The organism is Allobosea sp. AK1, assembly GCF_006714945.1.
GTDB lineage: Bacteria > Pseudomonadota > Alphaproteobacteria > Rhizobiales > Beijerinckiaceae > Allobosea > Allobosea robiniae.
The window spans coordinates 711521-738369 of the sequence record NZ_VFMG01000001.1 but is presented as its reverse complement, the minus strand read 5'-3'; the positions used below and the strand labels follow the sequence as shown (position 1 = coordinate 738369).

General features: G+C 66.5%; 31 protein-coding genes. 25 read left to right on the top strand and 6 right to left on the bottom strand.

From position 1 onward, the window contains the following. Positions 1-37: 37 nt before the first annotated feature. Complete coding sequence (locus FHT98_RS03900) at positions 38-301, bottom strand: PepSY domain-containing protein (protein WP_061966810.1); 264 nt, start codon at positions 299-301, stop codon at positions 38-40. Positions 302-516: 215 nt separating this feature from the next. Here FHT98_RS03900 and FHT98_RS03895 point away from each other — a divergent pair, with 215 nt between their 5' ends. The 8 genes from FHT98_RS03895 (at position 517) to FHT98_RS03860 (ending at position 6937) form a co-directional block, all read left to right on the top strand. Continuing rightward, positions 517-1311, top strand: a complete 795-nt coding sequence (locus FHT98_RS03895) for a thymidylate synthase (RefSeq protein ID WP_142112554.1) — start codon at positions 517-519, stop codon at positions 1309-1311. Next, a complete protein-coding gene (locus FHT98_RS03890; protein ID WP_061966812.1) occupies positions 1308-1790 on the top strand; it encodes a GNAT family N-acetyltransferase in 483 nt (160 codons plus the stop codon). The genes FHT98_RS03895 and FHT98_RS03890 overlap by 4 nt, the downstream gene beginning before the upstream one ends. 3 nt (positions 1791-1793) lie before the next feature. Beyond that, the gene (locus FHT98_RS03885) at positions 1794-2309 is read left to right on the top strand and encodes a dihydrofolate reductase (RefSeq protein ID WP_091856470.1); all 516 of its coding nucleotides are present in this window, start codon (positions 1794-1796) and stop codon (positions 2307-2309) included. A gap of 154 nt (positions 2310-2463) precedes the next feature. Beyond that, on the top strand, positions 2464-3627 hold the full coding sequence (gene hflK, locus FHT98_RS03880; protein ID WP_061966814.1) for an FtsH protease activity modulator HflK: 1164 nt from the start codon (positions 2464-2466) through the stop codon (positions 3625-3627). Continuing rightward, positions 3624-4559 carry a protease modulator HflC gene (gene hflC, locus FHT98_RS03875; RefSeq protein WP_091856472.1) on the top strand — a complete coding sequence of 312 codons (936 nt, stop codon included), beginning with the start codon at positions 3624-3626 and terminating at the stop codon, positions 4557-4559. The genes hflK and hflC overlap by 4 nt, the downstream gene beginning before the upstream one ends. An 18-nt stretch (positions 4560-4577) precedes the next feature. Beyond that, positions 4578-4769 carry a DUF2065 domain-containing protein gene (locus FHT98_RS03870; RefSeq protein WP_061966816.1) on the top strand — a complete coding sequence of 64 codons (192 nt, stop codon included), beginning with the start codon at positions 4578-4580 and terminating at the stop codon, positions 4767-4769. Between the two features lie 160 nt (positions 4770-4929). Beyond that, positions 4930-6447 (top strand): DegQ family serine endoprotease, encoded by a 1518-nt coding sequence (locus tag FHT98_RS03865; RefSeq protein WP_142112552.1) that lies wholly within the window; start codon positions 4930-4932, stop codon positions 6445-6447. Between the two features lie 148 nt (positions 6448-6595). Further along, positions 6596-6937, top strand: coding sequence for a DHCW motif cupin fold protein (locus tag FHT98_RS03860; protein ID WP_113586761.1), 342 nt, complete (start codon positions 6596-6598; stop codon positions 6935-6937). Here the strand turns inward: FHT98_RS03860 and serB are convergent, their stop codons facing one another. Further along, positions 6938-7825: a phosphoserine phosphatase SerB gene (gene serB, locus FHT98_RS03855; RefSeq protein WP_142112550.1), complete on the bottom strand. Its 888-nt coding sequence runs from the start codon at positions 7823-7825 to the stop codon at positions 6938-6940. It abuts the gene before it with no gap. A gap of 12 nt (positions 7826-7837) precedes the next feature. On the opposite strand from serB, the gene miaA reads away from it, so the two are divergent. Next, positions 7838-8767, top strand: coding sequence for a tRNA (adenosine(37)-N6)-dimethylallyltransferase MiaA (miaA, locus tag FHT98_RS03850; RefSeq protein ID WP_142112548.1), 930 nt, complete (start codon positions 7838-7840; stop codon positions 8765-8767). A gap of 3 nt (positions 8768-8770) precedes the next feature. On the opposite strand, the gene FHT98_RS03845 is transcribed toward miaA, so the two are convergent. Then, positions 8771-10234: a GGDEF domain-containing protein gene (locus FHT98_RS03845; RefSeq protein WP_091856477.1), complete on the bottom strand. Its 1464-nt coding sequence runs from the start codon at positions 10232-10234 to the stop codon at positions 8771-8773. Between the two features lie 327 nt (positions 10235-10561). Between FHT98_RS03845 and FHT98_RS03840 the strand changes: the two genes are divergently transcribed. From FHT98_RS03840 to FHT98_RS03815, 6 genes are all read left to right on the top strand, one after another. Then, positions 10562-12325, top strand: coding sequence for an acetolactate synthase 3 large subunit (locus tag FHT98_RS03840; RefSeq protein WP_091856478.1), 1764 nt, complete (start codon positions 10562-10564; stop codon positions 12323-12325). Positions 12326-12466: 141 nt separating this feature from the next. After that, complete coding sequence (locus FHT98_RS03835; RefSeq protein ID WP_091856479.1) at positions 12467-13177, top strand: aspartate/glutamate racemase family protein; 711 nt, start codon at positions 12467-12469, stop codon at positions 13175-13177. Then, positions 13174-13851, top strand: a complete 678-nt coding sequence (locus FHT98_RS03830) for a glutathione S-transferase family protein (protein WP_091856480.1) — start codon at positions 13174-13176, stop codon at positions 13849-13851. The genes FHT98_RS03835 and FHT98_RS03830 overlap by 4 nt, the downstream gene beginning before the upstream one ends. A gap of 50 nt (positions 13852-13901) precedes the next feature. Continuing rightward, positions 13902-14444: an acetolactate synthase small subunit gene (gene ilvN, locus FHT98_RS03825; RefSeq protein ID WP_061966824.1), complete on the top strand. Its 543-nt coding sequence runs from the start codon at positions 13902-13904 to the stop codon at positions 14442-14444. 16 nt (positions 14445-14460) lie between these two features. After that, complete coding sequence (locus FHT98_RS03820) at positions 14461-15714, top strand: FAD-dependent oxidoreductase (protein ID WP_142112546.1); 1254 nt, start codon at positions 14461-14463, stop codon at positions 15712-15714. Beyond that, the gene (locus FHT98_RS03815; protein WP_061966825.1) at positions 15711-15926 is read left to right on the top strand and encodes a hypothetical protein; all 216 of its coding nucleotides are present in this window, start codon (positions 15711-15713) and stop codon (positions 15924-15926) included. Before FHT98_RS03820 ends, FHT98_RS03815 begins: the two co-directional genes overlap by 4 nt. A 3-nt stretch (positions 15927-15929) precedes the next feature. Here the strand turns inward: FHT98_RS03815 and FHT98_RS03810 are convergent, their stop codons facing one another. Further along, positions 15930-16475: a DUF924 family protein gene (locus FHT98_RS03810; protein WP_142112544.1), complete on the bottom strand. Its 546-nt coding sequence runs from the start codon at positions 16473-16475 to the stop codon at positions 15930-15932. Positions 16476-16618: 143 nt separating this feature from the next. On the opposite strand from FHT98_RS03810, the gene FHT98_RS03805 reads away from it, so the two are divergent. The 3 genes from FHT98_RS03805 (at position 16619) to FHT98_RS03795 (ending at position 18791) form a co-directional block, all read left to right on the top strand. Then, positions 16619-17284, top strand: a complete 666-nt coding sequence (locus tag FHT98_RS03805) for a TetR/AcrR family transcriptional regulator C-terminal domain-containing protein (RefSeq protein ID WP_091856483.1) — start codon at positions 16619-16621, stop codon at positions 17282-17284. A 14-nt stretch (positions 17285-17298) separates the two neighbouring features. Next, positions 17299-18318, top strand: a complete 1020-nt coding sequence (gene ilvC / locus FHT98_RS03800) for a ketol-acid reductoisomerase (protein ID WP_061966828.1) — start codon at positions 17299-17301, stop codon at positions 18316-18318. Positions 18319-18560: 242 nt separating this feature from the next. After that, the gene (locus tag FHT98_RS03795) at positions 18561-18791 is read left to right on the top strand and encodes a hypothetical protein (RefSeq protein ID WP_061966829.1); all 231 of its coding nucleotides are present in this window, start codon (positions 18561-18563) and stop codon (positions 18789-18791) included. A 220-nt stretch (positions 18792-19011) separates the two neighbouring features. Here the strand turns inward: FHT98_RS03795 and FHT98_RS03790 are convergent, their stop codons facing one another. Both FHT98_RS03790 and FHT98_RS03785 read right to left on the bottom strand, forming a co-directional pair. After that, entirely contained in the window at positions 19012-19380 is a 369-nt protein-coding gene (locus tag FHT98_RS03790) for a ComEA family DNA-binding protein (RefSeq protein WP_061966830.1), read from the bottom strand. 209 nt (positions 19381-19589) lie between these two features. Further along, positions 19590-20114 (bottom strand): DedA family protein, encoded by a 525-nt coding sequence (locus FHT98_RS03785; protein ID WP_210244326.1) that lies wholly within the window; start codon positions 20112-20114, stop codon positions 19590-19592. A 186-nt stretch (positions 20115-20300) separates the two neighbouring features. On the opposite strand from FHT98_RS03785, the gene FHT98_RS03780 reads away from it, so the two are divergent. From FHT98_RS03780 to FHT98_RS03750, 7 genes are all read left to right on the top strand, one after another. Next, the gene (locus tag FHT98_RS03780) at positions 20301-21179 is read left to right on the top strand and encodes an ABC transporter ATP-binding protein (RefSeq protein ID WP_082617393.1); all 879 of its coding nucleotides are present in this window, start codon (positions 20301-20303) and stop codon (positions 21177-21179) included. Next, positions 21176-21967, top strand: a complete 792-nt coding sequence (locus FHT98_RS03775) for an ABC transporter permease (protein WP_091856486.1) — start codon at positions 21176-21178, stop codon at positions 21965-21967. Before FHT98_RS03780 ends, FHT98_RS03775 begins: the two co-directional genes overlap by 4 nt. Positions 21968-21978: 11 nt before the next feature. Beyond that, positions 21979-22470 carry a hypothetical protein gene (locus FHT98_RS03770; RefSeq protein ID WP_142112542.1) on the top strand — a complete coding sequence of 164 codons (492 nt, stop codon included), beginning with the start codon at positions 21979-21981 and terminating at the stop codon, positions 22468-22470. A gap of 95 nt (positions 22471-22565) precedes the next feature. Next, positions 22566-23597, top strand: a complete 1032-nt coding sequence (locus tag FHT98_RS03765) for an ABC transporter substrate-binding protein (RefSeq protein ID WP_091856488.1) — start codon at positions 22566-22568, stop codon at positions 23595-23597. Positions 23598-23686: 89 nt separating this feature from the next. Beyond that, positions 23687-24766 (top strand): sensor histidine kinase, encoded by a 1080-nt coding sequence (locus FHT98_RS03760; protein ID WP_248309135.1) that lies wholly within the window; start codon positions 23687-23689, stop codon positions 24764-24766. Positions 24767-24870: 104 nt separating this feature from the next. Further along, the gene (gene pdxY, locus FHT98_RS03755) at positions 24871-25719 is read left to right on the top strand and encodes a pyridoxal kinase PdxY (protein WP_142112539.1); all 849 of its coding nucleotides are present in this window, start codon (positions 24871-24873) and stop codon (positions 25717-25719) included. 10 nt (positions 25720-25729) lie between these two features. After that, a complete protein-coding gene (locus FHT98_RS03750) occupies positions 25730-26845 on the top strand; it encodes an endonuclease/exonuclease/phosphatase family protein (RefSeq protein ID WP_142112537.1) in 1116 nt (371 codons plus the stop codon). Positions 26846-26849 lie beyond the last annotated feature (4 nt).

Here is a 26849-nt window from a genome sequence, read left to right as displayed (position 1 = left end):
CTCATGCGTTTTCGACAAAGAGTGAGGCTTCACCGCCTCAATCGAGAATGCGACCATTTCTGATGTCGATGTCGAGGCTCATCTCGTCGTCCTCGGCGGTGCGGCCGGCAACCTCCCAGCGATCACCGGAACGGACGATCTCCTCGACATGGACAAGCCCGGCGCTCCAGGCGATGTCGCGGGCCTGCCGCTCCGAGATTGTCGCGCCGGCATAGGTCTCCTCGGCATGGGCGGACAGCACGATCAGGGCGTTGAGAGCGAGCGCCGCCAGCAGACGGCGCGGCGGGTTCAGGGTCGGCATGTCGACTATCCCTACGAATCAAGCGCGCGATGAGCGGCGCCGATTGGGGCGGGTTTGCGGACGGAGGAGCCTCACGGGCCGTCGCGTTTGCGTGAGGAGACAGGTTCCCGCCATACGCTGACAGGATGTGCGGCAAAGGCTGGGGATGCCTGCCTGCCGGACAGGGCCAAGCGATGCGTCAGCCGCTATAGTCGCGCGCCTTCCAGAGAGTCGCCATGCGCCAGTATCACGACCTGCTCCAACGCGTCCTGACCGAGGGCGTCCGCAAGGACGACCGCACCGGCACCGGCACGCTGGCCGTCTTCGGCCACCAGATGCGCTTCGACCTGTCGGAGGGGTTTCCGCTGGTCACGACCAAGAAGCTGCACCTGAAATCGATCATCCACGAGCTGATCTGGTTCCTGCGCGGCGACACCAATGTGCGCTACCTGCAGGAGAACGGCGTCACGATCTGGGACGAATGGGCCGATGCGAACGGCGATCTCGGCCCGGTCTATGGCCGGCAGTGGCGCTCCTGGGCGGCGCCCGACGGGCAGGTGATCGACCAGATCGCCTGGCTGGTGAGCGAGATCCGCCGCATTCCCGATTCGCGCCGGCTGATCGTCTCGGCCTGGAACCCGGCCGATATCCCGAAGATGGCGCTGGCGCCGTGCCATTGCCTGTTCCAGTTTTTCGTCGCCAACGGCAAGCTCTCCTGCCAGCTCTACCAGCGCTCGGCCGACGTCTTCCTCGGGGTGCCCTTCAATATCGCGAGCTATGCGCTGCTGACCCATATGGTGGCGCAGGTGACGGGCCTGGGCGTCGGTGATTTCGTGCATTCCTTCGGCGACACCCATCTCTATGTGAACCATCTCGACCAGACCCGGTTGCAGCTTTCGCGCGAGCCCCGCGCGTTGCCGAAGCTCACGCTCAACCCGGCGGTGACGCGGCTGGAGGATTTCCAGTTCGCGGATGTCACGATCACCGATTACGACCCGCATCCCGGCATCAAGGCTCCGATCGCAGTATGACCCTCACCATCCGCTCCGCCCGACCCGGCGAGGCCGGGCTCGTGCTCGGCTTCATCCGCGAACTCGCCGAATACGAGAAGCTGCTGCACGAGGTCGTCGCGACCGAGGCCGAGATCGAGGCCGCGCTGTTCGGGCCGGACCCGAAGGCGTTCTGCGACATCGCCGAATGGGATGGCCAGGCGGTTGGCTTCGCCGTCTGGTTCTACACCTATTCGACCTTCAGCGGCCGGCACGGGATCTGGCTGGAAGACCTCTTCGTGCGGCCGGACCAGCGCGGGCGCGGCATCGGCAAGGCGCTGATCGCCGGGCTTGCGCGGCGCTGTGTCGCGGAGAAACTGCCGCGGCTGGCCTGGTGGGTGCTGAACTGGAACGAACCCTCGCGCGTTTTCTATCGGGCGCTCGGCGCCACGGCGCAGGACGAGTGGACCGTGAAGCGGCTGGAGGGCGAGGCGCTCGCGCGATTGGGCGCGGAGGTTTGAGCCATGGAGAAACGTCCGATCGTTCTGATCGCGGCTGTCGCCGACAACAATGTGATCGGTGACGACAACCGGTTGATCTGGCGGTTGAAGACCGACCTCAAGCACTTTCGCAGCCTGACGCTGGGACGGCCGGTGCTGATGGGGCGCAAGACCTTCCTGTCGATCGGCAAGCCCTTGCCGGGGCGCGAAATCGTCGTGCTGAGCCGGGATGCCGGCTTTTCGGCGGAGGGGGTGAGCGTTGCGCGTTCGCTCGACGAAGGGCTGGAGATCGGGCAGCGGCTGGCTGCGGCCAGCGGCGCGGATTCCGTCGTGATCGCCGGTGGCGCCGAGGTCTATCGCCAGGCCCTGCCGCTGGCCGACCGGCTGGAGCTGACTCTCGTGCATGCGAAGCCATCAGGCGACGCACTCTTCCCCGACTGGGAGCACGACGCCTTCGAGGCCGGTGCCAACGACCACCACCCGGCCGACGCCGAGAACGAGCACCCCTATACCTTCGTCACCTGGCGCCGACGCGGCTGATCGCCGCTTTCCATTCACGATGAATGGCTTGCGCCGTTGACGAATCCATGGCCCATGACCAAGTCAGCCCAGCGCCTTCGGCCGAAGGCGCTGACAAGCGGCCGTCATTTGCTTATGGCTTGGCCTCGACAGAACGAAAGGGAACGGCTCGAGAATGCCTTGGAGCAATCAGAGCGGCGGTGGCAGCGGCGGGGGAGGTCCCTGGGGTCAGCGCGGAGGTAGTGGTGGCGGCGGTCCCTGGGGCGGCGGTTCAGGCGGCGGCGGGGGCAACGGCAACCCGCCCGATCTCGAGGAAATCCTGCGGCGTAGCCAGGACCGGCTGAAAAACCTGGTCCCCGGCGGCAATATCGGCGGGCGCGGCCTGCTTCTCGGCATCCTGGCGCTGATCCTGATCTGGCTCGGCTCCGGCATCTATTTCGTGCGGCCCAACGAGGTCGGCCTCAACGTCGTGTTCGGCCGCTTCGCCGGCAAGACCGGCGAAGGCCCGAACTGGAACTGGCCCTATCCGATCGGCAGCGTGATCAAGCCGCAGGTGACGAACGTCATCACCACCGAGGTCGGCTTCCGGACGGTCGAATCGATCCGGACCTCGCGCCAGACCGACGTCACCGAAGAAAGCCTGATGCTTACCGGCGACGAGAACATCGTCGACATCGATTTCATCGTGCAGTGGCAGATCGACCCGGCCGCGCCCGAGAACTACGTCTTCAACATCCAGGATCCGTCCGGCACGGTGAAGGCCGTGGCCGAGAGCGCGATGCGCGAGATCATCGGCCGGCGCAACATCCAGCCGGTGCTGACGACCGATCGCGGCGCGATCGAGACCGAGGTGCGCCAGCTGATGCAGGACACGCTCAACGGCTATAATGCCGGCGTGCGCATCAGCCTCGTCCAGCTCCAGAAGGTCGACCCGCCGCAGCAGGTCATCGACGCCTTCCGCGACGTCCAGGCGGCGCGCGCCGACCAGGAGCGCCTGCGCAACGAGGCACAGACCTATGCCAACCGCGTCGTGCCCGAGGCACGCGGCCGTGCCGCGCAGCTGACGCAGGCGGCTGAAGCCTTCAAGGAGCAGACCGTCGCCGAGGCACGCGGTCAGGCGAGCCGCTTCAACGCGGTCTACGAGCAATACAAGAACGCTCCGGCCGTGACGCGCGAGCGTCTCTTCCTGGAGACGATGGAACGCGTGATGGGCGGGACCGACAAGATCATCCTCGACTCGACGGGCAACGGGCAGGGCGTCGTGCCCTATCTGCCGCTCGACCAGCTCCAGCAACGGCGCCCGGCTCCGGGCCAGCAGCAGGGAGGGGCTCTGCGATGAACTCCCCCGTGTTGCGCGGCGTGCTCTTCTTCGCCGTCGTCGTCGTCGCCATCGTGCTCTACGCGTCGACCTTCGTGGTCTCGCAGACGCAGTCGGCCCTCGTCCTGCGCCTCGGCGCGATCCGCAGCGTCGTCACGGCGCCGGGGCTGTATTTCAAGCTGCCGGCTCCGTTCGAGCAGGTCACCCTGCTTGATAACCGCATCCTCGATCTCGACCTCCCGGCCCAGGAAATCATCGCCTCGGACCAGAAGCGTCTCGTCGTCGATGCCTTCACCCGCTACCGGATCTCCGATCCGCTGCGCTTCTACCAGGCGGTCAACAACATCCCGCGGGCGAACTCGCAGCTCGCCTCGATCGTGAACGGCAACGTTCGCTCGGTGCTGGCGGAGGCCACCTTCACGGCGATGGTCCGCACGGACCGGACGCGATTGATGAACCGCATCCGCGACGACGTGAACCGCGAGGCGGCGCGCTTCGGCATGACCGTGGTGGATGTCCGGCTGCGGCGCGTCGACCTGCCGGCGGCCAACTCGGCGGCGGTGTTCCAGCGCATGCAGACGGAGCGTCAGCGCGAGGCGGCGGAAGCACGCGCGCTTGGCGGCCAGCAGTCGCAGGAGATCAAGGCCCGGGCCGACAGGGACTCGACCGTGATCGTGGCGGAGGCGCAGCAGCACTCCGACGAGATCCGCGGCGCGGGCGAGGCGGAGCGCAACAAGGTCTTCGCCGAAGCCTTCGGCAAGGACCCGGAGTTCTTCGCCTTCTACCGCTCGATGCAGGCCTATGAAGCCAGCATCAAGCCGGGGGATACGCGGATGGTGCTGACGCCGGATTCGCCGTTCTTCCGTTTCTTCAACGGCCCGAACGCGCAGCGTCAGGACGGCCAGGCTACCGCTCCGGCGGCGCCTGCCCAGCCTGCGCCTGCCCGGCCCTGATCATGGCGAGCGACGCGGATGCTTGATTTCGTCGCGGCGCTCGGCCTGGTCTTCGCTATCGAGGGCATTCTCTTCGCCGCGATCCCGCATCTGGCGAAGGATGCCCTGCGCAGCGCGGCGGAGACCCCGCCGGACCGGATGCGGCTCATCGGCATCGGTTCGGCGGTGCTGGGCGTGATCCTGGTCTGGGTCGCGCGCGGCATCTGGTAGAATGGGGGGCAGGCACAGGATCGTGTTCAATGACATGATCGTGCGTCGCCCTTCCGCCGCATTTCGGAGTTCAATCAACGGGCGCGCCCGTCTGCCTCGCATGGTCCGGGCGCGCCTGCCTGCATCGATCGGCCCGTATCTTTCCGACATGAGGACCCCTATGGCATCGAACACCCTTTCCGCAGTCCGGCCTGTCCGCATCGCTCTCGCTGCCGGCGTCGCCGGCCTCGCGCTGCTGGCCTCGCCGGTGCTGGCGCCGGGGCATGCGCAGGCCAACACGCCGCTCCTGCAGGGGCAGACCTCGCTTGCCGATCTCGTCGACAAGGTCATGCCGGCGGTGGTCAACATTGCCGCCGTCACCACCAACGACCAGAAGGGCCGCAACCTGCCGCAACTGCCGCAGCTCGGCCCCGATACGCCCTTCGGCGACCTGTTCGAGGAATTCTTCAACCGCCGCAACCAGCAGGGCGAGCGTCAGGCACCGCAGCAGCGCCGTTCGCAATCGGCCGGCTCGGGCTTCGTCATCGATCCGTCTGGCATCGTGGTCACCAACAACCACGTCATCGGCGACGCCAACGAGATCACGGTGATCTTCAACGACGGCCTCAGGCTCAAGGCCGAGGTCATCGGCAAGGACACCAAGGTCGACCTCGCGGTGCTGCGCGTGAAGCACGACAAGCCGCTGCCGGCAGTGAAGTTCGGCGATTCCGACAAGATGCGGATCGGCGATCCCGTGATGGCGATCGGCAACCCGTTCGGCCTCGGCGGCTCGGTCTCCTCCGGCATCGTCTCGGCGCGCAACCGCGACATCAGCCAGGGCCCTTACGACACCTATATCCAGACCGACGCGGCCATCAACAAGGGCAACTCGGGCGGCCCGCTGTTCAACATGGCCGGCGAGGTCATCGGCATCAACACGGCGATCCTGTCGCCGACGGGCGGCTCGGTCGGCATCGGTTTCGCGGTGCCCTCGACGCTGGCGACCAATGTCGTCGACCAACTCAAGGAGTTCGGCGAGACCCGCCGCGGCTGGCTCGGCGTGCGTATCCAGACGGTCGATGACGCCACCGCCGAGGCCCTGGGTCTCGGCACGGCGCGGGGCGCGCTGGTCGCCGGCGTCGACGAGAAAGGCCCGGCCAAGCCGGCTGGCCTCGAGACCGGCGACGTGATCGTCAAGTTCGACGGCAAGGACGTGAAGGATTCGCGCGATCTGCCGCGCATCGTCGCGGCGACGCCGGTCGGCAAGGACGTGCCGATCGCGATCATCCGCAAGGGCAAGGAAGAGACCAAGACCGTCAAGCTCGGTCGTCTCGAGGATGGCGAGAAGGTCCAGTCGGCCTCGGCGAACAAGCCGGCGGCGGAGCCGGCCAAGCCGTCCGTGACGACCGCACTCGGCCTCGAATTCTCGCCGCAGACGGACGAGCTCAGGAAGCGTTACACGATCAAGGACGGCGTCAAGGGCGTGGTCATCACCAAGGTCGACGCCAACTCGAATGCTGCCGACAAGCGCATCCTCGTCGGCGAATTGATCGTCGAGGTCGGCCAGGAGCCGGTTAATGCGCCGCAGGACGTGACCAAGCGGCTCGATGCGCTGAAGAAGGAGGGCAAGAAATCTGCCCTCCTGCTGGTCTCTAACGGCCAGGGCGAAGTCCGTTTCGTCGCGGTGTCGATGAACTGAGCCGACGCTGCTTGCAGAATGTGAAGGGGCGGTCCATCCGGGCCGCCCTTTTTCATGCCCTGTCCGCAGGCCGGCGGCGAGGCGTGTGCGCTGGCGCAGACTGGCCGAACGCGGGTAGAGCTTGGCGACGGCGCCTGGAGAGACCGAGATGAAGATCAGCGACATCCCCTTCGTCACCACCGACTGGTCGACGGTTCCCATCGAACGCCATGCCGGCGACAGCGGCGAGGCGACCTGGCGCGTCCAGTATTTCGGCCCCGAGGACAATCGCATCCGGGTGCGGATGGTCGAGTATTCGCCGGGCTATGTCGCCGATCACTGGTGCTCGAAGGGGCACATCATCCTGTGCCTCGAAGGCGAGATGGAGACCACGCTCGCCGACGGGCGCGTGCTGCCGCTCCGAGCCGGGATGAGCTATCAGGTTGCCGACAATGCCGAGGCGCATCGCTCCGCGACCAAGACCGGCGCGAAGCTCTTCATCGTCGACTGATCAGCCCCGGACGATCTCGCTGCCCGTATAACCCTGGGCATAGAGCAGCGCGGTGAGATCGGCATGGTCGAGCCGGGCATCGGCTGCGGCGGCCACCGCCGGCTTGGCACGGAAGGCCGCACCCAGTCCCGCTTCGCCCAGCATGGCGAGGTCATTGGCGCCGTCGCCGACGGCCATTGTCTGCTCGGGTGCGAGCTTGAAGCGAGCGCGCAATTCGATGAGGGCATCGAGCTTGGCCTGCTTGCCGAGGATCGGGTCGGCGACCTCGCCGTTGAGGATGCCGTCATTGGCGAGCAGCGTGTTGGAGCGGTGCTCGTCGAAGCCGATGGCCTGGCCGATCGGCCCGGTGAAGACGGTGAAGCCGCCCGAGACGAGGGCCGTGTAGCCGCCATTCGCCCGCATCGTCTGGACGAGAGCCCGCCCGCCCGGCGTCAACGTGATGCGGTCGCGGATGATCTCGCCGACGACGGAAAGCGGCACGCCCTTGAGCAGGGCGACACGTTCGCGCAAAGCCGGCTCGAAATCGATCTCGCCGCGCATGGCGCGTTCGGTGATCGCTGAGACATGCTCCTTGAGGCCCACGAAAGCAGCGAGCTCGTCGATGCATTCCTGGCCGATCATGGTCGAATCCATGTCGGCGAGGAACAGCGCCTTGCGGCGCGTCGCTGCCGGCTGGACGATGACGTCGATCGCGGCGCCCTCCAGCGCCGTGCGGATATCGGCTTCGAGCTTGCGCGCGTCGGCGGCTTCCGCGAAGAGGTCGGCAGCGACCGCGCCATCGAGGACAGCCGTGCGGCTGATGCCGGGGACGGAACGGGTGAGGCGGGTGAGCAGGGCTTCGCCAACCAGCGCCTGGCCGTGGGCGGATACGAGTGTGGCGACGAGCATGTGAGGAACCGGGTGGGGAAGACGGAAGGGCAGTTCGGCGCGGTGCTCATCGCAGGTCCGACCGCGAGCGGCAAGTCGGCGCTGGCGATCGAGATCGCGCGCCGCACCGGCGGCACCGTCGTCAATGCCGATTCCATGCAGGTCTATGCCGATCTGCGCGTTCTCTCGGCCCGGCCGAGCGCGGCGGAGGAGGCGATGGTGCCGCATCGCCTCTACGGCCATGTCGATGGCGCGGTGAACTATTCGGCAATGCGTTATGCCGCCGATGTCGCCACGCTGCTCGAAGAGCTGCGCGCGAATGGCTCGTTGCCGATTCTGGTCGGCGGTACCGGGCTCTATTTTAAGGCGGTCACGGAAGGCTTCTCGGCGATGCCGGCCGTGCCTGAGGATGTCCGGGCTGCCTTCCGTGCCGATGCCGAAGGGCGCGAGACGGCCGCGCTCCATGCTGAGCTTGCGGTCTGCGACTCCGCCATGGCGGAGCGGTTGCGCCCAAGCGACCGGATGCGGATCATGCGGGCGCTGGAGGTTTTTCGCGCTACGGGGCGTTCGCTGGCGAGCTTCCAGGGCGAGCGCGAACCGGGGCCGCTGGGCGGCGTGCCGACGCTCCGGCTCTTCGTGCATCCCGACCGCGAGGCAGTGAAGGAGCGGATCGACCGGCGCTTCGAGGCGATGATGGGCGAGGGTGCACTCGACGAGGTCGCGCGCTTGAAGCAGCGTGGGCTCGACCCGCTGCTGCCGATCATGCGTGCCCATGGCGTGCCCGGCTTGATCGCCCATCTTGACGGCGCGATCACCCTGGACGAGGCGATCCGGCGCGGCCAGGCCGATACGCGTGCCTATGCCAAAAGGCAGGTGACGTGGTTCCGCCACCAGATGGAAGGCTGGGAAGCGGTTGCGCCAGCGGCTGCGCTGGAGGCGGCCGTCCGGCGCCTCGGCTGCTGAAGTTCAGGCCGCTTCGGCGACAGGGAGCGGGTCGGCGAGGCCGAGGCGGTTGCGGCCCTCGTTCTTGGCGCGATAGAGCGCCTGGTCGGCACGGGCCGTCAGCGATGCCAGCGCTTCGCCGGGGTGGCGGGCCGCGATGCCAAGGCTCGCCGTCACCTTGAGCGCCAGGGTTTCGGAGACCGGCATCGCGCGGCTGAGCAGGGCGTCCTGGATCTGACGGGCACTCGCTGCGGCGGAAGCCAGGTCGCAGTCCTGCAGGAGGATGCCGAACTCCTCGCCACCGAAACGGCCGACCAGATTGTGCTCGCTGCGGTACTGGCCGAGCAGGAGGTCGGCGCAGGCGCGGATCACGGCATCGCCGGCCGGGTGGCCATAGGTATCGTTGACCTGCTTGAAATGATCGAGATCGACGATGATCATCGCCAGAGCGGTACCATCCGCCTCGCTCGCCGCGATGGCGGCATTCGCCTTGTCGGTGAAGGAGCGGCGGTTGAGCAGGGCGGTCAGCGGATCGGTCTCGGCGAGGCGGCGGAGCTCTTCCTCACGCTCCTCGCGCAGGCAGATCTCCTCGGAAAGGGCGCGGCGGGTGGCCCGTTCGCGGCCGATCTCGAGCGCCAGCGTGGCGGCGCGCATCTGCAAGGTCTGGTTGGCGACGGTGAGGTCGGTGATATCGGTCAGCGTCAGCAGCAACCCGTCGCCCAGGGGAGCGATCGCGACCCTGAGCCAGGTCGTCGTGCCGTCATGCGTGAAGGAGGTTTCCAGGGTGTCGGCGCGCTGCAGGTCGATGGCGCAGAGACAGCGGCGCCAGACCGAAAGGTCGGACAGGAAGGTCAGGCTCTCGCGGCCGTCGGTATCGAGCAGGTCGGTTTCGGGGCGTCCGCTCAATTCGGCGGCACGCCGGTTGGCCGTGACGACGACGGCTTGCTCGATCTGGCCGGCCGCGTCGCGGATGGCGCGCAGGGCGACGATGCCGCTGGGCGAGCTCTCCAGCACGGCATTGAGCAGATCCTCGCGAAACTGCAACGGCCGGCTGAAGGCGACGACGAAGCGGCGCCCGTCATGCGTGATCGTCGGCAGGACGAGGCGCTCCCACAGGGCGACGCGCACCGTCTCGGTCGAGCGATGCACGGTGTAGAGCGGCCGGTCCTCGGCCAGGGCCTGGTCGAAGCTGTCGGCCGAGAAGCGGGCGACCTGCTCGCGCATCCCCGAGAGGCGCTGCCCGAGACGGCTGGCGCCGGAATAGCGGATGATCTCGCGCCCGAAATGCAGCCAGCGATAGTCGCCGTCGTCGGTCGGCTCGAGGATCATCAGGTCCTCACCGAAATCCGGGAGCAATGCGGGTGCGAGTTCTTCATAGACCACGGCCGAGCCGTCGCGGCGATGAAGCGCGAAGCGGCGCAGGATCTGCGCGATCTCCGGCGCGTGTCCGCGCGCCGCGATATTCTCGGTGTGGACTTCGTAATACATATCCGTCCCGGTTCGAGCGCGCAGACGCTAAGGGGGAACGCATTGAAAAATCGTTCTGCCACGGCAGCGGATTTTCCGGTGTGGCGCAGACCGGTCGGTAACCATGTTGTTGATGCTTGACCGGCCGCGCGTGCTCCGCTAGCGTTCGGCAACTTTCGTCAAGGATCACGAGCGCGATGCGCAAGCTTATTCTCGTAGAGGTGCGCTGGTAGGGGCCGGTTTTCGAACCGGGCGTCCCCAACGCCAGCGCACGCCCAGGCCCCTCCGAGGGCCTTTTTTATTGCCCGCATTCCAGACAGACCAGAAGACCAGCCGCAGGAGAGCGTAATGAGCGAGATGATGACCGGCGCCGAGATGGTCGTCCGCGCGCTTCAGGATCAAGGTGTCGAGCACCTGTTCGGTTATCCGGGCGGCGCCGTACTTCCGATCTACGACGCCATCTTCCAGCAGGACAAGGTCAAGCACGTGCTCGTCCGCCACGAGCAGGGTGCGGTCCACGCCGCCGAGGGCTATGCCCGCTCCGGCCCGGGCAAGGTCGGTTGCGTGCTCGTCACCTCCGGCCCCGGCGCGACCAACGCCGTCACCGGCCTGACCGACGCGCTGCTCGACTCGATCCCGCTCGTCGTCATCACCGGCCAGGTCCCGACGCATCTGATCGGCTCCGACGCCTTCCAGGAATGCGACACGGTCGGCATCACCCGCTCCTGCACCAAGCACAACTACCTGGTGAAGAGCATCCACGACCTGCCGCGCATCCTGCACGAGGCGTTCTACGTCGCCGCCAACGGCCGCCCGGGCCCGGTCGTGATCGACATCCCCAAGGACATCCAGTTCGCGTCCGGCACCTATAGCCGCCCGCGCGACAACCAGCACAAGACCTACCGCCCGGTGGTCAAGGGTGACCTGAACAAGATCAAGGCCGCGGTCGAGCTGATCGCCGGCGCCAAGCGGCCGGTCTTCTATACCGGTGGCGGCGTGATCAATGCCGGCCCCCACGCCTCGGCGCTGCTGCGGGAGCTCGCGCGGCTGACCGGTTTCCCGGTCACCTCGACGCTGATGGGGCTGGGCGCTTATCCCGCCGCCGACAAGCAGTGGCTCGGCATGCTCGGCATGCACGGCACCTACGAAGCGAACCTCGCGATGCATGACTGCGACGTCATGATCAATATCGGCGCGCGCTTCGACGACCGTATCACCGGGCGCATCGACGGCTTCTCGCCGCGCTCGAAGAAGATCCATATCGACATCGACCCATCCTCGATCAACAAGACGGTCAAGGTCGATATCGGCATCGTCGGCGATTGCGCCCATGTGCTCGAGGATATGGTCCGGATCTGGCGCGAGACCGGCGCGCAGGCCGACAAGACCGCGCTCGCCGCCTGGTGGACGCAGATCGAGGGCTGGCGCGGCCGCAAGAGCCTCGCCTACAAGCGCTCGGACACGATCATCAAGCCGCAATATGCGCTGGAGCGCCTCTACGAGCTGACCAAGGATCGCGACACCTACATCACGACCGAGGTCGGTCAGCACCAGATGTGGGCGGCGCAGTACCTGCACTTCCAGGAGCCGAACCGCTGGATGACTTCGGGCGGCCTCGGCACGATGGGCTACGGCCTGCCGGCAGCCATCGGCGTGCAGATGAAGCACCCCAAGGCGCTGGTCATCGACGTCGCCGGCGAGGCCTCGATCCTGATGAACATGCAGGAGATGTCGACGGCGGTGCAGTACCGGCTGCCGGTTAAGATCTTCATCCTCAACAACGAGTACATGGGCATGGTGCGCCAGTGGCAGGAATTGCTGCATGGCGGGCGCTATTCGGAGAGCTATTCGCAGTCGCTGCCCGACTTCGTGAAGCTGGCCGAGGCCTATGGCGGCCACGGCATCCGCTGCTCCGACCCGGCCAAGCTCGACGACGCGATCATGGAGATGATCGAGACGCCCGGCCCGGTGATCTTCGACTGCCTCGTCGCCAAGGAAGAGAACTGCTTCCCGATGATCCCGTCGGGCAAGGCCCATAACGAGATGATCCTGCCCGATTTCGAGGGTGATACCGGCGAGATCATCGATGCCAAGGGCAAACAGCTCGTCTGACGAAGCATCGTCCTGCTCGGGCTTGCCCCGAGCATCCCGGGCGGAGTGAGGGCCAATCTGCGCCCTTCCGTCGGGAATTTCTCGGGTCGAAGCCTCAGCTTCGCCCGAGAATGACGGCAGCGCTCCGAGAAGGAAAACACCATGGCCAGCATCGGTCTGATCGGCGGGATGAGCTGGGAGTCGACCGCGGTCTATTACCGGCTCCTCAACGAGGGCGTGCGCGCTCGTTCGGGCGGGCTGCATTCGGCCGACGTGCTCCTGCATTCGGTCGATTTCGCCCCCATCGCAGAGATGCAGGCGAAGGGCGACTGGGCGGCAGCTGGCGCGGCGCTGGCTGCGAGCGCGCGCCGCCTGGAACAGGGCGGGGCCTCCTGCCTCGTCCTCTGCACCAACACGATGCACAAGGTCGCGGACCAGATCATCGCCGCGACCAAGCTGCCCTTCCTGCACCTCGCCGATGTCACGGCGCGGGCTGTGCTGGCTTCGCCCGCGCGCCGACCGCTCTTGCTGGCGACCCGCTTCACCATGGAGCAGGGCTTCTATCGCGACCGGCTGAAGGCCTTCGGCGTCGAGGCGCTGGTGCCGCAGCCCCAGGAGCGGGATGAGGTTCATCGGATCATCTACGAGGAGCTTTGCCGAGGGCGGATCGATCCGGCCTCGCGCGAGCGCTACCGCGCTATCGTCGCGCGCGCGGCCAGGGAGGAGGGCGCCGACGGCGTGATTCTCGGCTGCACCGAGATCGGCCTCCTGCTCTCGCAGGGTGATGTCTCCGTGCCGGTGTTCGACACCACGGCTTTGCACGTTGCGGCGGCGCTCGATTTCGTCGACGAATGGGAGGTTGCCGCGGCATGAAGCTCCTGATCGGCAACAAGTGCTATTCGTCCTGGTCGCTCAGGGCCTGGCTTCTGATGCGCGCAACCGGGATCGCCTTCACCGAGCAGCTCGTGCTGCTCGACGAGCCCGGCTTCAAGGACGCGATCTTCGCGGCCGCGCCCGGCAGCGGCGGCACCGTGCCGACTCTGATCGATGGCGAGATCGCGGTCTGGGAGACGTTGGCGATCTGCGAATATCTGCATGACACGCAGCCGCAGGCCGGCATCTGGCCGCGCGACAAGGCAGCTCGTGCCCATGCGCGCGCGATCTCCAGCGAGATGCATGCGGGCTTCACGGCTTTGCGCGGCGCCTGCCCGATGAATCTTGGCAAGCGTTTCGCCGCGCACGGCCGCGGCCCCGGCGTCGCCCGCGATGTCGAAAGGCTGACCGGTCTGTGGCGGCAGGCGCGCGAGCGCTTCGGCGCCGGCGGTCCGTTCCTCTATGGCACCTTCTCGGCGGCTGATGCGATGTATGCGCCGGTCGTCACAAGGCTCGATACCTATGGCATCGCCGTCGATCCGGTCTCGCGGGATTACATGAAGGCCGTGCTCGCGCTGCCTGCCTATCGCGAATGGCTTGCCGCTGCGCTGGCCGAGCCCTGGATCGTAGCGCAGGACGAGGTCGACGAACCCGCCCTCGTCAATCTCCGCTGAGCCCGATCTTTCTTCGATTTCATTCGCTCCAACTGCCTCACAGGTCCGTCATGTCGAAGCCCGCCACCCACTACCCGAATGCTCCCAAGGCACAGCCGACCGCGCGCCACACCCTGGCGGTGATCGTCGACAACGAACCGGGTGTTCTTGCTCGCATCGCCGGGCTGTTCTCGGGCCGTGGCTACAATATCGAAAGCCTCACCGTCTCCGAGACCGAGCATGAGAAACATCTCTCGCGCATCACGGTGGTGACCTCGGGCACGGCCAATGTCATCGACCAGATCAAGGCGCATCTCGACCGGCTGGTGCCGGTGCATCGCGTCGTCGACCTGACCGAGCAGGGCGAAGCGATCGAGCGCGAGCTGGCGCTGATCAAGGTGGTCGGCAAGGGCGATCACCGCGTCGAGGCGATGCGCCTTGCTTCGGCCTTCGGCGCGCGTGTGCTCGATGCCTCGCTGACCTCCTTCGTCTTCGAACTGACCGGCGCGACCGAGGAGATCGAGCGCTTCATCAAGACGATGACCGCGGTGGGGTTGACCGAGGTCTCGCGCACCGGCATCGCCGCGATGAGCCGCGGCCCGGACTCGATGTGACCACCGGCTCTTGCCGGTGACGCGCCGCTACGAGATCGCAGTGGCCGGCTGCGGGCCGGCAGGGCTTGCGGCTGCGCTCCTGCTGGAGCGCGCCGGGCATCGGGTGACGCTTGTCGAGCGCTTCGCGACGCCGCAGCCGCTCGGCTCCGGCCTCATCCTCCAGCCGACCGGACTTGCCGTGCTGCGCGAGCTCGACCTTGCCGAGGCGCTGATCGCACGCGGCAGCAGGCTCGACCGGCTCTATGGATTGGGCGCGGCTACAGGCTCTGTCGTGCTCGACGTGCGCTATGCGGCGCTCGGCCCTGACGCCTTCGGCCTCGGCATCCATCGCGGCAGCCTGTTCGAGGCGCTGTTTGCCGCGGTGATGGCACGCGGCATCGCGGTCGAGACCGGCTGCGAGATTGTCGACGTCGAAAATGGCAGCGGCGGGCGGGTCTCGCTCATTCTGGAGAATGGCCGAAAGCTGGGGCCGTTCGATCTTGCCATCGACGCGCTGGGTGCGCGTTCGCCGCTGATCGGCCGGGCCTTGCGGCCGGTGCACCAGCGTCCGCTGACCTATGGCGCGGTCTGGGCCAATGCGCCGCTGGCGGCGGGCTTCGATCCGCATGCACTGGAGCAGCGCTATCGCCGCGCCAGCGTGATGGTCGGTGTGCTGCCGATCGGCCGGCGGCCCGACGACAAGACGTTACTCGCCTCCTTCTTCTGGAGCCTGAAGCCTGCCGATCACGCGCAATGGCAGGCGCGCGGTCTTGATGCCTGGAAAGCGGATGTGCTCCGGTACTGGCCAGAGACGGCGCCGATGCTGGAGAGCATCATGGCGCCTGAACAATTGCTGCTGGCCTCCTACCGGCATCACACCTTGCCGGTGCCGGCCGGACGCGGGCTCGCCTTCATCGGCGATTCCGCCCATTCGACCAGCCCGCAGCTTGGACAGGGCGCCAATATGGGTTTGCTCGATGCCTATGCGCTTGCGAGCGCCGTGAACGAGGCTGCGGATATCGCCGGGGCGCTCGAGCGTTATGCGCGGCTGCGGCGTTTCCATGTCCGGCTCTACCAGGCTGCGAGCCGCCTGTTCACGCCGTTCTACCAGTCGGACAGCGTCCTGCTGCCGCTGCTCCGCGACCGGCTCGTGCCACCGCTGGCGCGCCTGCCGGGCATCGACAGGCAACTGGCACTGCTCGTCGCGGGGCTGTATGGCGATCCCCTGCGGGCCCTGAAGCTGGGGCCGGCTTTCCCGACAAATCCCACTCTGGCGAGCGTAAGGGCATGACGACACCGAGCCTCGAACAGATCGCGCTTCTCCTCGGCATCGCGGGCTTCGGCTGCTTCGCCTGGCCGATCATGATGCGCCTCTCCGGCAAGGGGCAAGCCGAACCGCTCGGCAGCGGCAAGAGCCTGCGCTCGCCGCTCTGGTGGACCGGTTTCCTGCTGACGATCGCGGCGATCTTCCTGCAGCGCATCGCCAGCCAGCAGGCCGGCTGAGCCTCATCCGCTGAAACCGCCTTCGTCGAGGAACACGCGCTCCTGCGCCGTGGTCTCGCGGCCGAGCACGGGGTTGCGATGCGGGAAACGGCCGAAATCGCGGATGATGTCGCGATGGATCTCGGCAAATTTCACGCCCTCGGCATCATCGGCGGCGGCGCAGAGTTCGATGCAGCGCTCCTGGTCGGCGAGCCCTTCGGAATGCATGAAGGGCATGTAGAAGAAGCGCTTCTCCGGCGGCTGGTAGGCCTCGTCGAAGCCCCGGGCGATCGCCCGCTCGGCGACTTCAACCGCTTGCGCGTCGGTCGCGAAGGCGCGCGGGCTGCCGCGGAACATGTTGCGCGGGAACTGGTCGAGCAGGATCAGGAGCGCATAGACGCCTTCGGCTGTTTCCTCCCAATCGGCGAGCTTGCCTGCGGCGGCGGCTTCATGGGCGGGCAGGAAGCGCCTGGTGATCTCGGCGTCGAAGCCGTCGTCCTTCAGAAACCATTTCTCGGGGCCGGCCTCGCGCCAGAAGCTGACGACGGTATTGGCGCTGGGCAGGGTCATGAGTGGCTCCGTTCCTCGAACTCAGATGATCGAGAGATAATTCTTCTTCGGCCATACGCCAGTCGTGAATAACGCTTGCGGGCTGCCCGTCCCTGCGATAGATGCCTGAACCGTAACGTACGGTACTGGATCGTTCCCGCCCCATGACGCGAACTGCCGCAGAGACGCAAGGCGAGGCGCTGACAGCGCGCCAGCAAGCCGTGCTCGATGCCGTGCTGAGCCTGATGGTCGAGAAGGGCAGCGGCCTCACCATGACGGCGGTGGCGCGCCGGGCGAGCTGCTCCAAGGAAACCCTCTACAAGTGGTTCGGCGACCGCGACGGCCTCCTGACCGCCACCGTGCAATGGCAGGCCTCGAAGGTCCGGGCCGGCAATTACGAGCGCCAGACGTTCGATGCCGGCGCGCTGCGCGAGAGCCTGAAGGGTTTTGCCGCGAACTGGCTTGAGGTGATCACCTCGCCGACCTCGATCGCGCTCAATCGCATCGGGATCAGCCAGGCGGCCTCGCGCGACGGCAATCTCGGTTCGATCGTGCTGGCCAATGGCCGCTTCGCCATCGGCGAGCGCCTGAAGCCGGTGCTCGATGCGGGGCGCGAGGCGGGGCTGCTCGCCTTCGACGATACAGAGACGGCTTTCCGCACCTTCTTCGGCCTTGCCGGCCGCGACGTCCAGATCCGCCTCCTGCTCGGCGATACGCTGACGCTGAGCCGGGCCGAGATCGCCGCTGATGCCGAACGGGCGACCGAACAGTTTCTCACCCTCTACGGCGCGGGGCGGCATGCCTCGGGCCGGGACAAGTCCAACGCGTGACAAAGGAGACACCCATGCGCGTTTATTACGATCGTGATGCCGACATCAACCTGATCAAGGGCAAGAAGGTCTGCATCGTGGGCTACGGCTCGCAGGGCCATGCGCACGCGCTCAACCTGCGCGATTCCGGCGTCAAGGAGATCATCATCGCGCTCAAGGCCGGCTCGGCCACGCGCAAGAAGGCCGAAGAGGCCGGCTTCAAGGTCATGACCCCGTCGGAGGCCGCCAAGGTCTCGGACATCATGATGATGCTGACCCCGGACGAGCTGCAGGGCGACATCTATCGCGACGAGCTGCATGCCAACATGAAGGAAGGCGCCGCCCTCCTGTTTGCGCATGGCCTCAACGTCCATTTCAACCTGATCGAGCCCCGCAAGGACCTCGACGTGCTGATGGTCGCCCCGAAGGGCCCCGGCCACACCGTCCGCTCCGAGTATCAGCGTGGCGGCGGCGTGCCGACCCTGATCGCGATCCACCAGGATGCGACCGGCAACGCCCATGACCTCGGCCTGTCCTACGCCTCGGCCAATGGCGGCGGCCGCGCCGGCATCATCGAGACCACCTTCAAGGAAGAGTGCGAGACCGACCTGTTCGGCGAGCAGGTCGTGCTCTGCGGCGGCCTGGTCGAGCTGATCAAGGCCGGCTACGAGACGCTGACCGAGGCCGGCTACGCCCCCGAGATGGCCTATTTCGAGTGCCTCCACGAGGTGAAGCTGATCGTCGACCTCATCTATGAGGGCGGCATCGCCAACATGAACTACTCGATCTCGAACACCGCCGAGTACGGCGAGTACGTCACCGGCCCGCGGATCATCACGGCCGAGACCAAGGCCGAGATGAAGCGCGTCCTGACCGACATCCAGTCGGGCAAGTTCACCCGCGACTGGATGCTCGAGAACAAGGTCAACCAGACCTCGTTCAAGGCGACCCGCGCTCGCTACGCCGCCCATCCGATCGAGGAAGTCGGCGCCAAGCTCCGCGACATGATGCCCTGGATCAAGGCCAAGGCCCTGGTCGACAAGACCAAGAACTGAGCTGGTGGCCGCCCGCGCCGGCGATCGTCGGTGCGGGCTTCCAAGATTGATTCAAGAGGCTCCGAATCTGATTCCGGACCGCCTTGCAGTCGGCTGATATCAAACGACTTTCTGTTTGCGGGCGGTGGCCGGGAGGCCGCCGCCCGCTTTCTTTGAAGCGCTGGCAGGAACCGTACCGGTGCTGGAGCGTTTTCCTTGCGGTGCATGGCCCATCGGGCCTGCGAGACCTCAAGGAGACGGTCATGACGGTCGATACCCGACCCAGAGTGCCGGTCGAGGATCTGGACAAGGCCCGCGGCGGCGATCCGATTCCGCCGATGCGCGCCGACGATCACAGCGATGCGGACCCGGCTGTGGAGACACCGATCGAGGCGCGGCAGGGCTTTCTCGGCCGCCCGGTCCTGATGGTGCTGGTTGGTGGGCTCGTGCTCGTGACGATCGCGTGGTTCGCCGTGGAGAAGCTGGTCTACTGAGTTTTGCGAAACCGTTCGTGTTTGCCCGATGCAGGGGAGGCAGTGATGGAACTCTTACGCATTCTTGAAACGCCCGTGGCGATCCGCGTCGTGATGGCGCTGTCGCTCGCGATGATGCTCGCGGTGATCCTGGGCCTGGCCTGACCCACCGCTTCGAGAGACCCGAAATGATGAAGCCTCCGGCGCCTGGCGCCGGAGGCTTTTTGCATCTGGGGGCCGATCAGAAGGTGATCTTGTCCTTGATCTCGGCCTCGACATTGGCGGGCAGAGTGCCGCGCTTCACCAGATCGGCGAAATCCTTGAACTTCGCCTTGCCGCGCTCCTCGATGATCTTCTTGGAACGGGCCTCGCCGATGCCCTTGAGCGTGTCGAGCTCGGCAGCGGTCGCAGTGTTGATGTTGATCTTCTTGGCCTGGGTCGCTGCGGGCTGGGCAGCAGCCGGGGCTGCGGGCTTCATCGCAGGCGCGGCCGGCGCGGTGACAGGCGCAGCGGGCTTGGCGGGGGTCGCTGGCGTCGCGGTCTGGGCGAAGGCCTGGCCGCCCATGGCGGCAAGCGCGACGAGGGGGATCAGGAAGCGGGACATCGTCATGACTGGGACCTCGCGGGTCGGCCCGGATCATCGCATCCGCCGGGGGCCGGGTCCCTCCGCCGGACGACGCTGGCGGCACGAGGCCGTTCAGCGTGTCGCGCCGGGCTCGCCACGGGGGCGTGCCGCGATGCGACGACGTGAAGAAGCGCCTTTCGGCTTGAACGGTCGCCGAATGGCGCGTTCACCGGGCAGTCAGGTTTCCGGCGGCCTCAGCGGGCCAGGAATTCGCTGAGGCGCCCGACGCCGTAGAGCAGGCCGAAACCCCAGGCGAAGGAAGCCAGCCAGTTGGCGAGCTGGAACTGCCAGGACGGCATCGCGACGATGCCGGCGACGATGGCGATCACGGCGCGCAACGGCCCGAAGAAATGGCCGATCAGGATGCTGGCGATGCCCCATTTCTCGAAGAAGGCATGGCCACGATCGAGCAGTTGCGGGTTCTTCCTGAACGGCCAGTAGTCATGGACGCGCGGTCCGAGCAGGAGCCCGGCCCAGTAGGACACCCAGAAACCGCTGCCCGCGCCGAGCGAGGCTGCCAGCGCCAACGGCACGAGATTGAGACCGGAGGCGCCTGCGACGGCACCGAAAGTGGTGAAGAACACCGTGGCCGGCACCAGCCAGGACAGAATCGCGACGCATTCGGCAAAGGCGACGGCGAAGACGATCGGGACGGCCCATTGCTGATGGGCCTGCATGAAGTCGACGAGCGCCTTCATGGCTTGCTCAAGTTCGGCCATGGCGTTCGGCTCGGCTCCTGCGGGGTCGGGTCGGTCATGCCATATGGCGGTGTCGCCAGAGCGATGCAAGCGACGGGCCGCCGCAGGGGCATCGTTGCCTTCCCCGGACGATCGCCTATTAATTCCGGCAACGCGGAAAAGCTGGCGGCCCGGCACAAGACGGCGCCTGACGGGGAAACGGATTTCATGGAGTTGCAGGATCGCCCGCACCAGGGTGCGGGAGCAGGGCCGGGTCCGTCGGGCGATCCGGCGGTCAAGCTCGGCGGCGTCGACATCACCTTCCATCTCGCCGATGGCGGTCGCTACCAGGCAGTGAAGGGCATCGATCTCAAGGTTCATCCCGGCGAGTTCGTCTCGATCGTCGGGCCGACCGGCTGCGGCAAGTCCACGCTGCTGAATGCGGCGGCGGGGCTGCTCTCGCCCTCGGCCGGCTCGGTCGGGATCTTCGGCAAGCCATTGTCCGGGCTGAACCGGCGCGCCGGCTATCTCTTCCAGCAGGACGCCCTGATGCCGTGGAAGACGGCGCTGGACAACGTCAAGGTCGCGCTGGAGCCGATGGGCGTGTCGAATCAGGAGGCTGACCAGCGCGCCCGCGAATGGCTCGGCCGCGTGGGTTTGAGGACCTTCGTCGACCGCTATCCGCATATGCTCTCGGGCGGGCAGCGCAAGCGCGTCAGCCTCGCGCAGATGCTGATCCGCAATCCCGAGATCCTGCTGATGGACGAGCCCTTCGGGCCGCTCGACGCGCAGACCCGGCAGATCATGGGCAATCTCCTGCTCGACCTGTGGTCGCGCGACCGCAAGGCGCTGATGTTCGTGACCCATGACCTCGAGGAGGCGATCGCGCTCTCCGACCGGGTCGTGGTGATGTCGGCGGGGCCTGCGGCGGGGATCGTCGCCGACTACAAGGTCGACCTGCCGCGCCCGCGCGACATTGCCGATATCCGGCTGGAGAAGGCCTTCCACGAGATTCATCGCGACATCTGGTCCTCGCTGCGCGTCGAGGTGCAGAAGGCCTATGCGATGGGCGAGGGCCGGGAACTCGTCGGGGGAGACGCATCATGAAGCGGGTGAAGCTTCTCTTCCTCCAGATTCTGGTGATGGTTGCCTTCCTGGCGATCTGGCATGTCGCGACGACGACGAGCCTGTTCGGCGACGTGAAGACGATCCAGTTCTTCTTCTCGACGCCGGTCGCGGTGCTGACGCGCACCTTCAAGCAGCTCACCAGCGCAGACATCTACTGGCATCTCGGCATCACGCTGACCGAGACGGTGCTGGCCTTCGTCATCGGCTCGCTCGCCGGCATCCTGTTCGGCTTCGCCTTCGCCCGGCGCGAGCTGCTCTCGGCGGTGTTCGACCCCTATATCAAGGCGGCGAACGCCCTGCCGCGCGTCGTGCTGGCGCCGATCTTTGCGCTCTGGTTCGGCCTGGGCATCTGGTCGAAGGTCGCGCTCGGCTTCACGCTCGTCTTCTTCATCGTGTTCTTCAACGTCTATCAGGGCGTGCGCGAGGTCTCGCCGACGATCCTGGCCAATGCCCGCATGCTCGGCATGAACGAGCGCCAGCTCTTCAAGCATGTCTACTGGCCGTCCGCGCTGACCTGGATGTTCTCGTCGCTGCACACCTCGGTCGGTTTCGCGCTGGTTGGTGCAGTGGTCGGCGAATATCTCGGTTCGTCGGCGGGGCTCGGCTACAAGATTCACGAGGCCGAGAGCGTGTTCGACGTCACCGGCGTGTTCTCGGGCATGCTGATCCTGACGATCTTCGTCATCGCGATCGATGCGCTGGTGACGCTGGTCGAGAAGCGATTGCTGGTCTGGCGACCCGGCCAGAGTGCGACCACGACGACATGAAGGAGGGGGCGATGCGGATCCCGGCGCTGCTCCTGTCCTCCGCGGTGGTGGCCGGCCTGTGCTGCGCGGCGCTTCCGGCGCAGGCGCGGACGGAGGCGATGCTCCAAGTCAATTCCGACGGGCGCGCCAACGCCAAGCGCAACCGCCTCGTGCTGACCAGCAAGGCGAGCGGCGGCCGCGACGTGATGGTTGTAATCTCCTGCCGCGTCGACGACATGTTGACTTATGGCGTCGCGCTCGATTTCGGAGCGGGCGCCGTCTGGGCGGTCGAGGGCGAGGACGTTACGATCTCGCGCGACGGGGGCGAGGACATCGTCCAGCACATGGACAGCCGCGACGACTACCTGACGCTGGGCGGGAGCAAGGCGATCGGGCTCTTCCGGCAGTTGCTCGCCGGCAAGTCGATGGCGTTCGCGGTCAAACGCAAGTTCACCGCCTCCTTCGACCTCGCGCAGGTTGAGCGCCATGTCTCGCGCTTCCGCCAATTGTGCAATCCCCGTTAGATTTCGCTCGCTTGCCGTGGACAAATGATCTCGCCTATCGTTACGGCGAGTGCGCCATCGAGAAGCGCCTTCTTCATTCGACCGGAGGTTTCGCCATGAAGTTTACCCGCCGCGGCGCATTGGCCGTGCTCGCTCTTTCCACCGCTCTCGGCGCTGCGCCGCATGCCGCGCTCGCCCAGAACGCGGAGAAGCCGAAGCTCACGCTCGGCGTCGGCGGCAAGCAGCTCCTCTACTATCTTCCGCTGACGGTCGCGGAGAGGAAGGGCTATTTCAAGGACCAGGGCCTCGATGTCGAGATCAACGATTTCGGCGGCGGTGCGAAATCGCTGCAGGCGCTGGTCGGCGGTTCGGTCGATGTCGTGACGGGTGCCTATGAGCACACCATCCGCATGCAGGCGAAGGGCCAGGATATCCGCGCCGTGATCGAGCTCGGGCGCTTCCCGGCGATCACCATCGCCGTGCGCAAGGACCTCGCCGACAAGGTGAAGTCCGCGGCCGATTTCAAGGGCCTCAAGATCGGCGTGACGGCGCCGGGCTCCTCGACGGCGCTGACCGCGCAATACGCTATGGTCAAGGCGGGCCTGAAGGCGACGGATGCCGCGATCATCGGCGTCGGTGCCGGCGCCAGCGCGGTCGCGGCGATCAAGCAGAAGCAGGTCGACCTGATCTCGCATCTCGATCCCGTCACCTCGAAGCTCGAGGCCGATGGCGACATCGTCTCGCTGATCGACACCCGCACCGAGGCCGGCACCAAGGCGCTGTTCGGTGGCTCGAACCCGGCGGCGGTGCTCTATCTCAAGAACGATTTCGCCGAGAAGAACCCGGTCACGACCCAGAAGCTGGTCAATGCGCTGATGAAGTCGCTGAAATGGCTGGAGACGGCGAAGCCCGAGGATGTCGCGGCGCTGGTGCCGGAGGAGTACCTGCTCGGCGACAAGGCGCTCTATATCCGCGCGGTCAAGAACTCGCAGGAAAGCTATTCGCGCACCGGCATCGCGACGCCTGACGCGATGAAGAGCATGTACGACTCGCTCAAGCTGCTCGACCCCGAACTGACCAACTCGAATGTCGACCTGACGAAGACCTTCATCGACAGCTTCGCCAAGAAGGCGGCCTCCGGCTCGTGATCGTGGATGCGGGCGCGGCGCCTGTCTTTTGACGTCGCGCCCGCTCCGCCTTCCGTGCATGCTGCGCCGATTCGCGCTGGGGGAAACACGTGAACGGCGAAACGGCCTTTCTGGATGGTGGCGGCGAGATGGCCGCTGCCATTCAAGTGCATGACTGGAGTTCCACGCCGCTCGGGCCGATCGCCCGCTGGCCTGCCGCGCTCAAGATTGCCGTCGGCATGATGGTCAATTCGCGCTTTCCCAAATGCATTGTCTGGGGCGCCGATCTGATCACGATCCATAACGATGCCTTCCTTCCGATTCTCGGCGACAAGCCCTGCGCGCTCGGGCGTTCCTTCCGGGACATCTGGCTAGAGGTCTGGGACGAGATCGGGCCGCTGGTCGACAAGGCCTTCGCGGGCGAGGCCACCTTCATCGAGGATTTTCCGCTCACGATCGATCGCTATGGCCACGCCGAGGAGGTCTGGTTCACCTTCTGCTACAGCCCGATCCGCGACGAGACAGGCCGCGTTCTCGGCATCATCGACACGGTGATGGAGACGACGGGCAAGATGGAGGCAGAGCGCAACGGGCGCCTGCTCAATGCCGAACTCGCCCATCGCATGAAGAACACGCTGGCGATGATCGCCGCGATCGCCAGCCAGACATTCCGTTCGGCCGAGACGCTGGAAGAGGCGCAGTCGATCCTCAGCGACCGCATCGCGACCTTGGGCGAGGCGCACAGCATCCTGACCCGGTCGAGCTGGAGCAGCGCGCCGATCCGCGCCGTGATCGACGGGGCTTTGGCGCCGCATCGCTCCGATATCGGCACGATCCGCGTCGAGGGGCCGCCGCTGCAATTGACGGCCGACCAGGCGATGACGCTCGCGCTTGCCGCCAACGAACTTGCGACCAATGCGGTCAAATACGGCGCGCTCTCGGTCGAGACCGGCGAGGTCTCGGTCCGCTGGAGCGTCGGGCGGCCGCAGACCGAGGATGCTTTCCGCTTCGAATGGATCGAGAGCGGCGGGCCGCCGGTCGCGAAGCCACGGCGGCAAGGGTTTGGCTCGCGACTGGTGGAGCGCGTCATGGCGCAGAAATTCCAGGGCGAGGTCGAGCTGGACTACCGGCCTGAAGGCTTGCGCTATGTCCTGACCACGACGATGGCCAATATCGCGCCGCGGGAGTAACCGCTCTGCGTGAGCGATGGAACGCTTCACCGCTTTCGATTTGCGCCTCGCGCCGGAGCCGTTAGGTTCGCGCTCCCACCGCGAACGGGGTATCGCTTCGGACCATGAATATTCTCTCGATCCAGTCCCATGTCGCCTATGGCCATGTGGGCAACGCCTCCGCAACCTTTCCGATGCAGCGGCTCGGCGTCGATGTCTGGCCGATCCACACGGTGCAGTTCTCGAACCATACCGGCTACGGCAACTGGAAGGGCCGCGTCTTCGACGGCGGCATGATCGACGAGGTGATGGAGGGTATCGCCGAGCGCGGCGTGCTCGCCAATTGCGACGGCGTGATCTCCGGCTATATGGGCTCGGCCGATATCGGCCATGCGATCCTCTCGGCGGTGGAGCGGGTGCGGGCGGCCAATCCCAAGGCCCTCTACTGCTGCGACCCGGTGATCGGCGATGTCGGGCGCGGTGTCTTCGTGCGGCCGGGCATTCCCGAGTTCATGCGCGAGCAGGCGGTGCCGGCCGCCGATATCGTGACGCCCAACCAGTTCGAGCTGGAATTGCTGACCGATGTCGAGATCAAGACGCTGGCCGATGCGCATCGCGCCGTGGAAGCGCTGCGCGATGCCGGCCCGAAGGTCGTGATGGTGACCTCGCTCGAGACCGAGGAAACGCCCGCCGACTCGATCGACCTGATGGCGGCCGATGCGAAGGGCAGCTGGCGGGTGCGCACGCCCAAGCTCGATGTCAGCGTCAACGGCGCGGGCGATGCGATCGCGGCGCTGTTCTTCACGCATTACCTGCGCGAGGAATCGGCGGCGGCTGCGCTGTCGAAGGCGGCATCCTCGATCTACGGCCTGCTGAAGCGGACGAAGGAGGCCGGCTCGCGCGAGATCCTGACGGTCGCGGCGCAGGACGAGTTCGTAACCCCCTCGCAGGTCTTCGCGCCGGAAGCGATCTGAGCGCATTGCGATGAAGCTGCGCGTCGGCACCTTCAATGTCGAGAACCTGCTGACGCGGCATCGCTTCGAGCCGGGCGGGCGCACCGAGACCGCCGCCGCGATGTCGCTGTTCCACTTCCCGCGGGCCGACGAGCGCGACGCGGTGGAGCGCTCGCTCGCGGTTGCGCTGGAGGACGACAAGCGCCAGATGACCGCGCTCGCCATTGCGGAGGCGCAGGCCGATCTCTGGATGCTGCAGGAGGTCGATTCGCTGGCGAGCCTGCAGGCCTTCTTCGCCAACTATGTTCACCGCATCGCCGATCATCGCTACGGCCATTTCACGCTGATCGACGGCAATGACCGTCGCAGCATCGATATCGGCTTCGCGGCCCGGCGCGACCTGTTCGGCCAGGGGCAGGTCACAGTGCGCTCGCACAAGGACCTGACCTTCGCACAGGCCGGCGTGCATGACCGCGAGCTCGCCCTGTTCGGCATCGGGCCGCAGGCCAAGGTGTTCGCGCGGGATTGCCTGGAGGTGGAGCTGACGCTCGACGGACGACGGCTCAGCCTGTTCGGCTGCCATCTCAAGTCGATGAACAATGGCCGCGAGGACGGGCGGGTCGCCACGCTGCCGGTGCGCCGCGCCGAGGCACGGGCCGTGCGCTGGCTGGTCCAGCAGCGTTTCGGCGGTGGCTGGCGCGAAGCCAACTGGATCGTGCTGGGCGATCTCAACGGTTATCGCCATGGTCTCGGCCCACGCGCCGAACTGGTCGATGAGGGCGATAGCGGTATCGAGCCTTTGCTCGACGATTTCGCCGTCGATCCGATGCAGACCCTGCCGCCGCATGAGCGCTGGACGCATTTCCGGCGCTACTGGTCGGAAAGTCAGGACAGGCTGGTCGACAGCCATATGCCGCTCGACCGCATCCTGCTCTCGCCTGCGCTGGCGGCGGCCAATCCCAAGCCTGCCATGCAGATGATCCGGCGCGGACTGCCTTACCGCGTGCCGCTCGATCCGCGCGAGCCGGACCGCTCGATGGCGAAGCTGGCGACCTGTGCGAACCGCTATCCACGCGTCGGCTGGGACCGGCCCAAGGCCTCCGACCATTGCCCGCTCACCATCGATCTCGACATCCCGGAAGGGTGACCTG

What these genes read in the sequence shown, in the direction of transcription:
- FHT98_RS03900 (WP_061966810.1), bottom strand. Translation starts at nt 301, where the DNA reads ATGCCGACCCTGAACCCGCCGCGCCGTCTGCTGGCGGCGCTCGCTCTC.
- FHT98_RS03895 (WP_142112554.1), top strand. Translation starts at nt 517, where the DNA reads ATGCGCCAGTATCACGACCTGCTCCAACGCGTCCTGACCGAGGGCGTC.
- FHT98_RS03890 (WP_061966812.1), top strand. Translation starts at nt 1,308, where the DNA reads ATGACCCTCACCATCCGCTCCGCCCGACCCGGCGAGGCCGGGCTCGTG.
- FHT98_RS03885 (WP_091856470.1), top strand. Translation starts at nt 1,794, where the DNA reads ATGGAGAAACGTCCGATCGTTCTGATCGCGGCTGTCGCCGACAACAAT.
- hflK (WP_061966814.1), top strand. Translation starts at nt 2,464, where the DNA reads ATGCCTTGGAGCAATCAGAGCGGCGGTGGCAGCGGCGGGGGAGGTCCC.
- hflC (WP_091856472.1), top strand. Translation starts at nt 3,624, where the DNA reads ATGAACTCCCCCGTGTTGCGCGGCGTGCTCTTCTTCGCCGTCGTCGTC.
- FHT98_RS03870 (WP_061966816.1), top strand. Translation starts at nt 4,578, where the DNA reads ATGCTTGATTTCGTCGCGGCGCTCGGCCTGGTCTTCGCTATCGAGGGC.
- FHT98_RS03865 (WP_142112552.1), top strand. Translation starts at nt 4,930, where the DNA reads ATGGCATCGAACACCCTTTCCGCAGTCCGGCCTGTCCGCATCGCTCTC.
- FHT98_RS03860 (WP_113586761.1), top strand. Translation starts at nt 6,596, where the DNA reads ATGAAGATCAGCGACATCCCCTTCGTCACCACCGACTGGTCGACGGTT.
- serB (WP_142112550.1), bottom strand. Translation starts at nt 7,825, where the DNA reads ATGCTCGTCGCCACACTCGTATCCGCCCACGGCCAGGCGCTGGTTGGC.
- FHT98_RS03845 (WP_091856477.1), bottom strand. Translation starts at nt 10,234, where the DNA reads ATGTATTACGAAGTCCACACCGAGAATATCGCGGCGCGCGGACACGCG.
- FHT98_RS03840 (WP_091856478.1), top strand. Translation starts at nt 10,562, where the DNA reads ATGAGCGAGATGATGACCGGCGCCGAGATGGTCGTCCGCGCGCTTCAG.
- FHT98_RS03835 (WP_091856479.1), top strand. Translation starts at nt 12,467, where the DNA reads ATGGCCAGCATCGGTCTGATCGGCGGGATGAGCTGGGAGTCGACCGCG.
- FHT98_RS03830 (WP_091856480.1), top strand. Translation starts at nt 13,174, where the DNA reads ATGAAGCTCCTGATCGGCAACAAGTGCTATTCGTCCTGGTCGCTCAGG.
- ilvN (WP_061966824.1), top strand. Translation starts at nt 13,902, where the DNA reads ATGTCGAAGCCCGCCACCCACTACCCGAATGCTCCCAAGGCACAGCCG.
- FHT98_RS03815 (WP_061966825.1), top strand. Translation starts at nt 15,711, where the DNA reads ATGACGACACCGAGCCTCGAACAGATCGCGCTTCTCCTCGGCATCGCG.
- FHT98_RS03810 (WP_142112544.1), bottom strand. Translation starts at nt 16,475, where the DNA reads ATGACCCTGCCCAGCGCCAATACCGTCGTCAGCTTCTGGCGCGAGGCC.
- FHT98_RS03805 (WP_091856483.1), top strand. Translation starts at nt 16,619, where the DNA reads ATGACGCGAACTGCCGCAGAGACGCAAGGCGAGGCGCTGACAGCGCGC.
- ilvC (WP_061966828.1), top strand. Translation starts at nt 17,299, where the DNA reads ATGCGCGTTTATTACGATCGTGATGCCGACATCAACCTGATCAAGGGC.
- FHT98_RS03795 (WP_061966829.1), top strand. Translation starts at nt 18,561, where the DNA reads ATGACGGTCGATACCCGACCCAGAGTGCCGGTCGAGGATCTGGACAAG.
- FHT98_RS03790 (WP_061966830.1), bottom strand. Translation starts at nt 19,380, where the DNA reads ATGACGATGTCCCGCTTCCTGATCCCCCTCGTCGCGCTTGCCGCCATG.
- FHT98_RS03785 (WP_210244326.1), bottom strand. Translation starts at nt 20,114, where the DNA reads ATGGCCGAACTTGAGCAAGCCATGAAGGCGCTCGTCGACTTCATGCAG.
- FHT98_RS03780 (WP_082617393.1), top strand. Translation starts at nt 20,301, where the DNA reads ATGGAGTTGCAGGATCGCCCGCACCAGGGTGCGGGAGCAGGGCCGGGT.
- FHT98_RS03775 (WP_091856486.1), top strand. Translation starts at nt 21,176, where the DNA reads ATGAAGCGGGTGAAGCTTCTCTTCCTCCAGATTCTGGTGATGGTTGCC.
- FHT98_RS03770 (WP_142112542.1), top strand. Translation starts at nt 21,979, where the DNA reads ATGCGGATCCCGGCGCTGCTCCTGTCCTCCGCGGTGGTGGCCGGCCTG.
- FHT98_RS03765 (WP_091856488.1), top strand. Translation starts at nt 22,566, where the DNA reads ATGAAGTTTACCCGCCGCGGCGCATTGGCCGTGCTCGCTCTTTCCACC.
- pdxY (WP_142112539.1), top strand. Translation starts at nt 24,871, where the DNA reads ATGAATATTCTCTCGATCCAGTCCCATGTCGCCTATGGCCATGTGGGC.
- FHT98_RS03750 (WP_142112537.1), top strand. Translation starts at nt 25,730, where the DNA reads ATGAAGCTGCGCGTCGGCACCTTCAATGTCGAGAACCTGCTGACGCGG.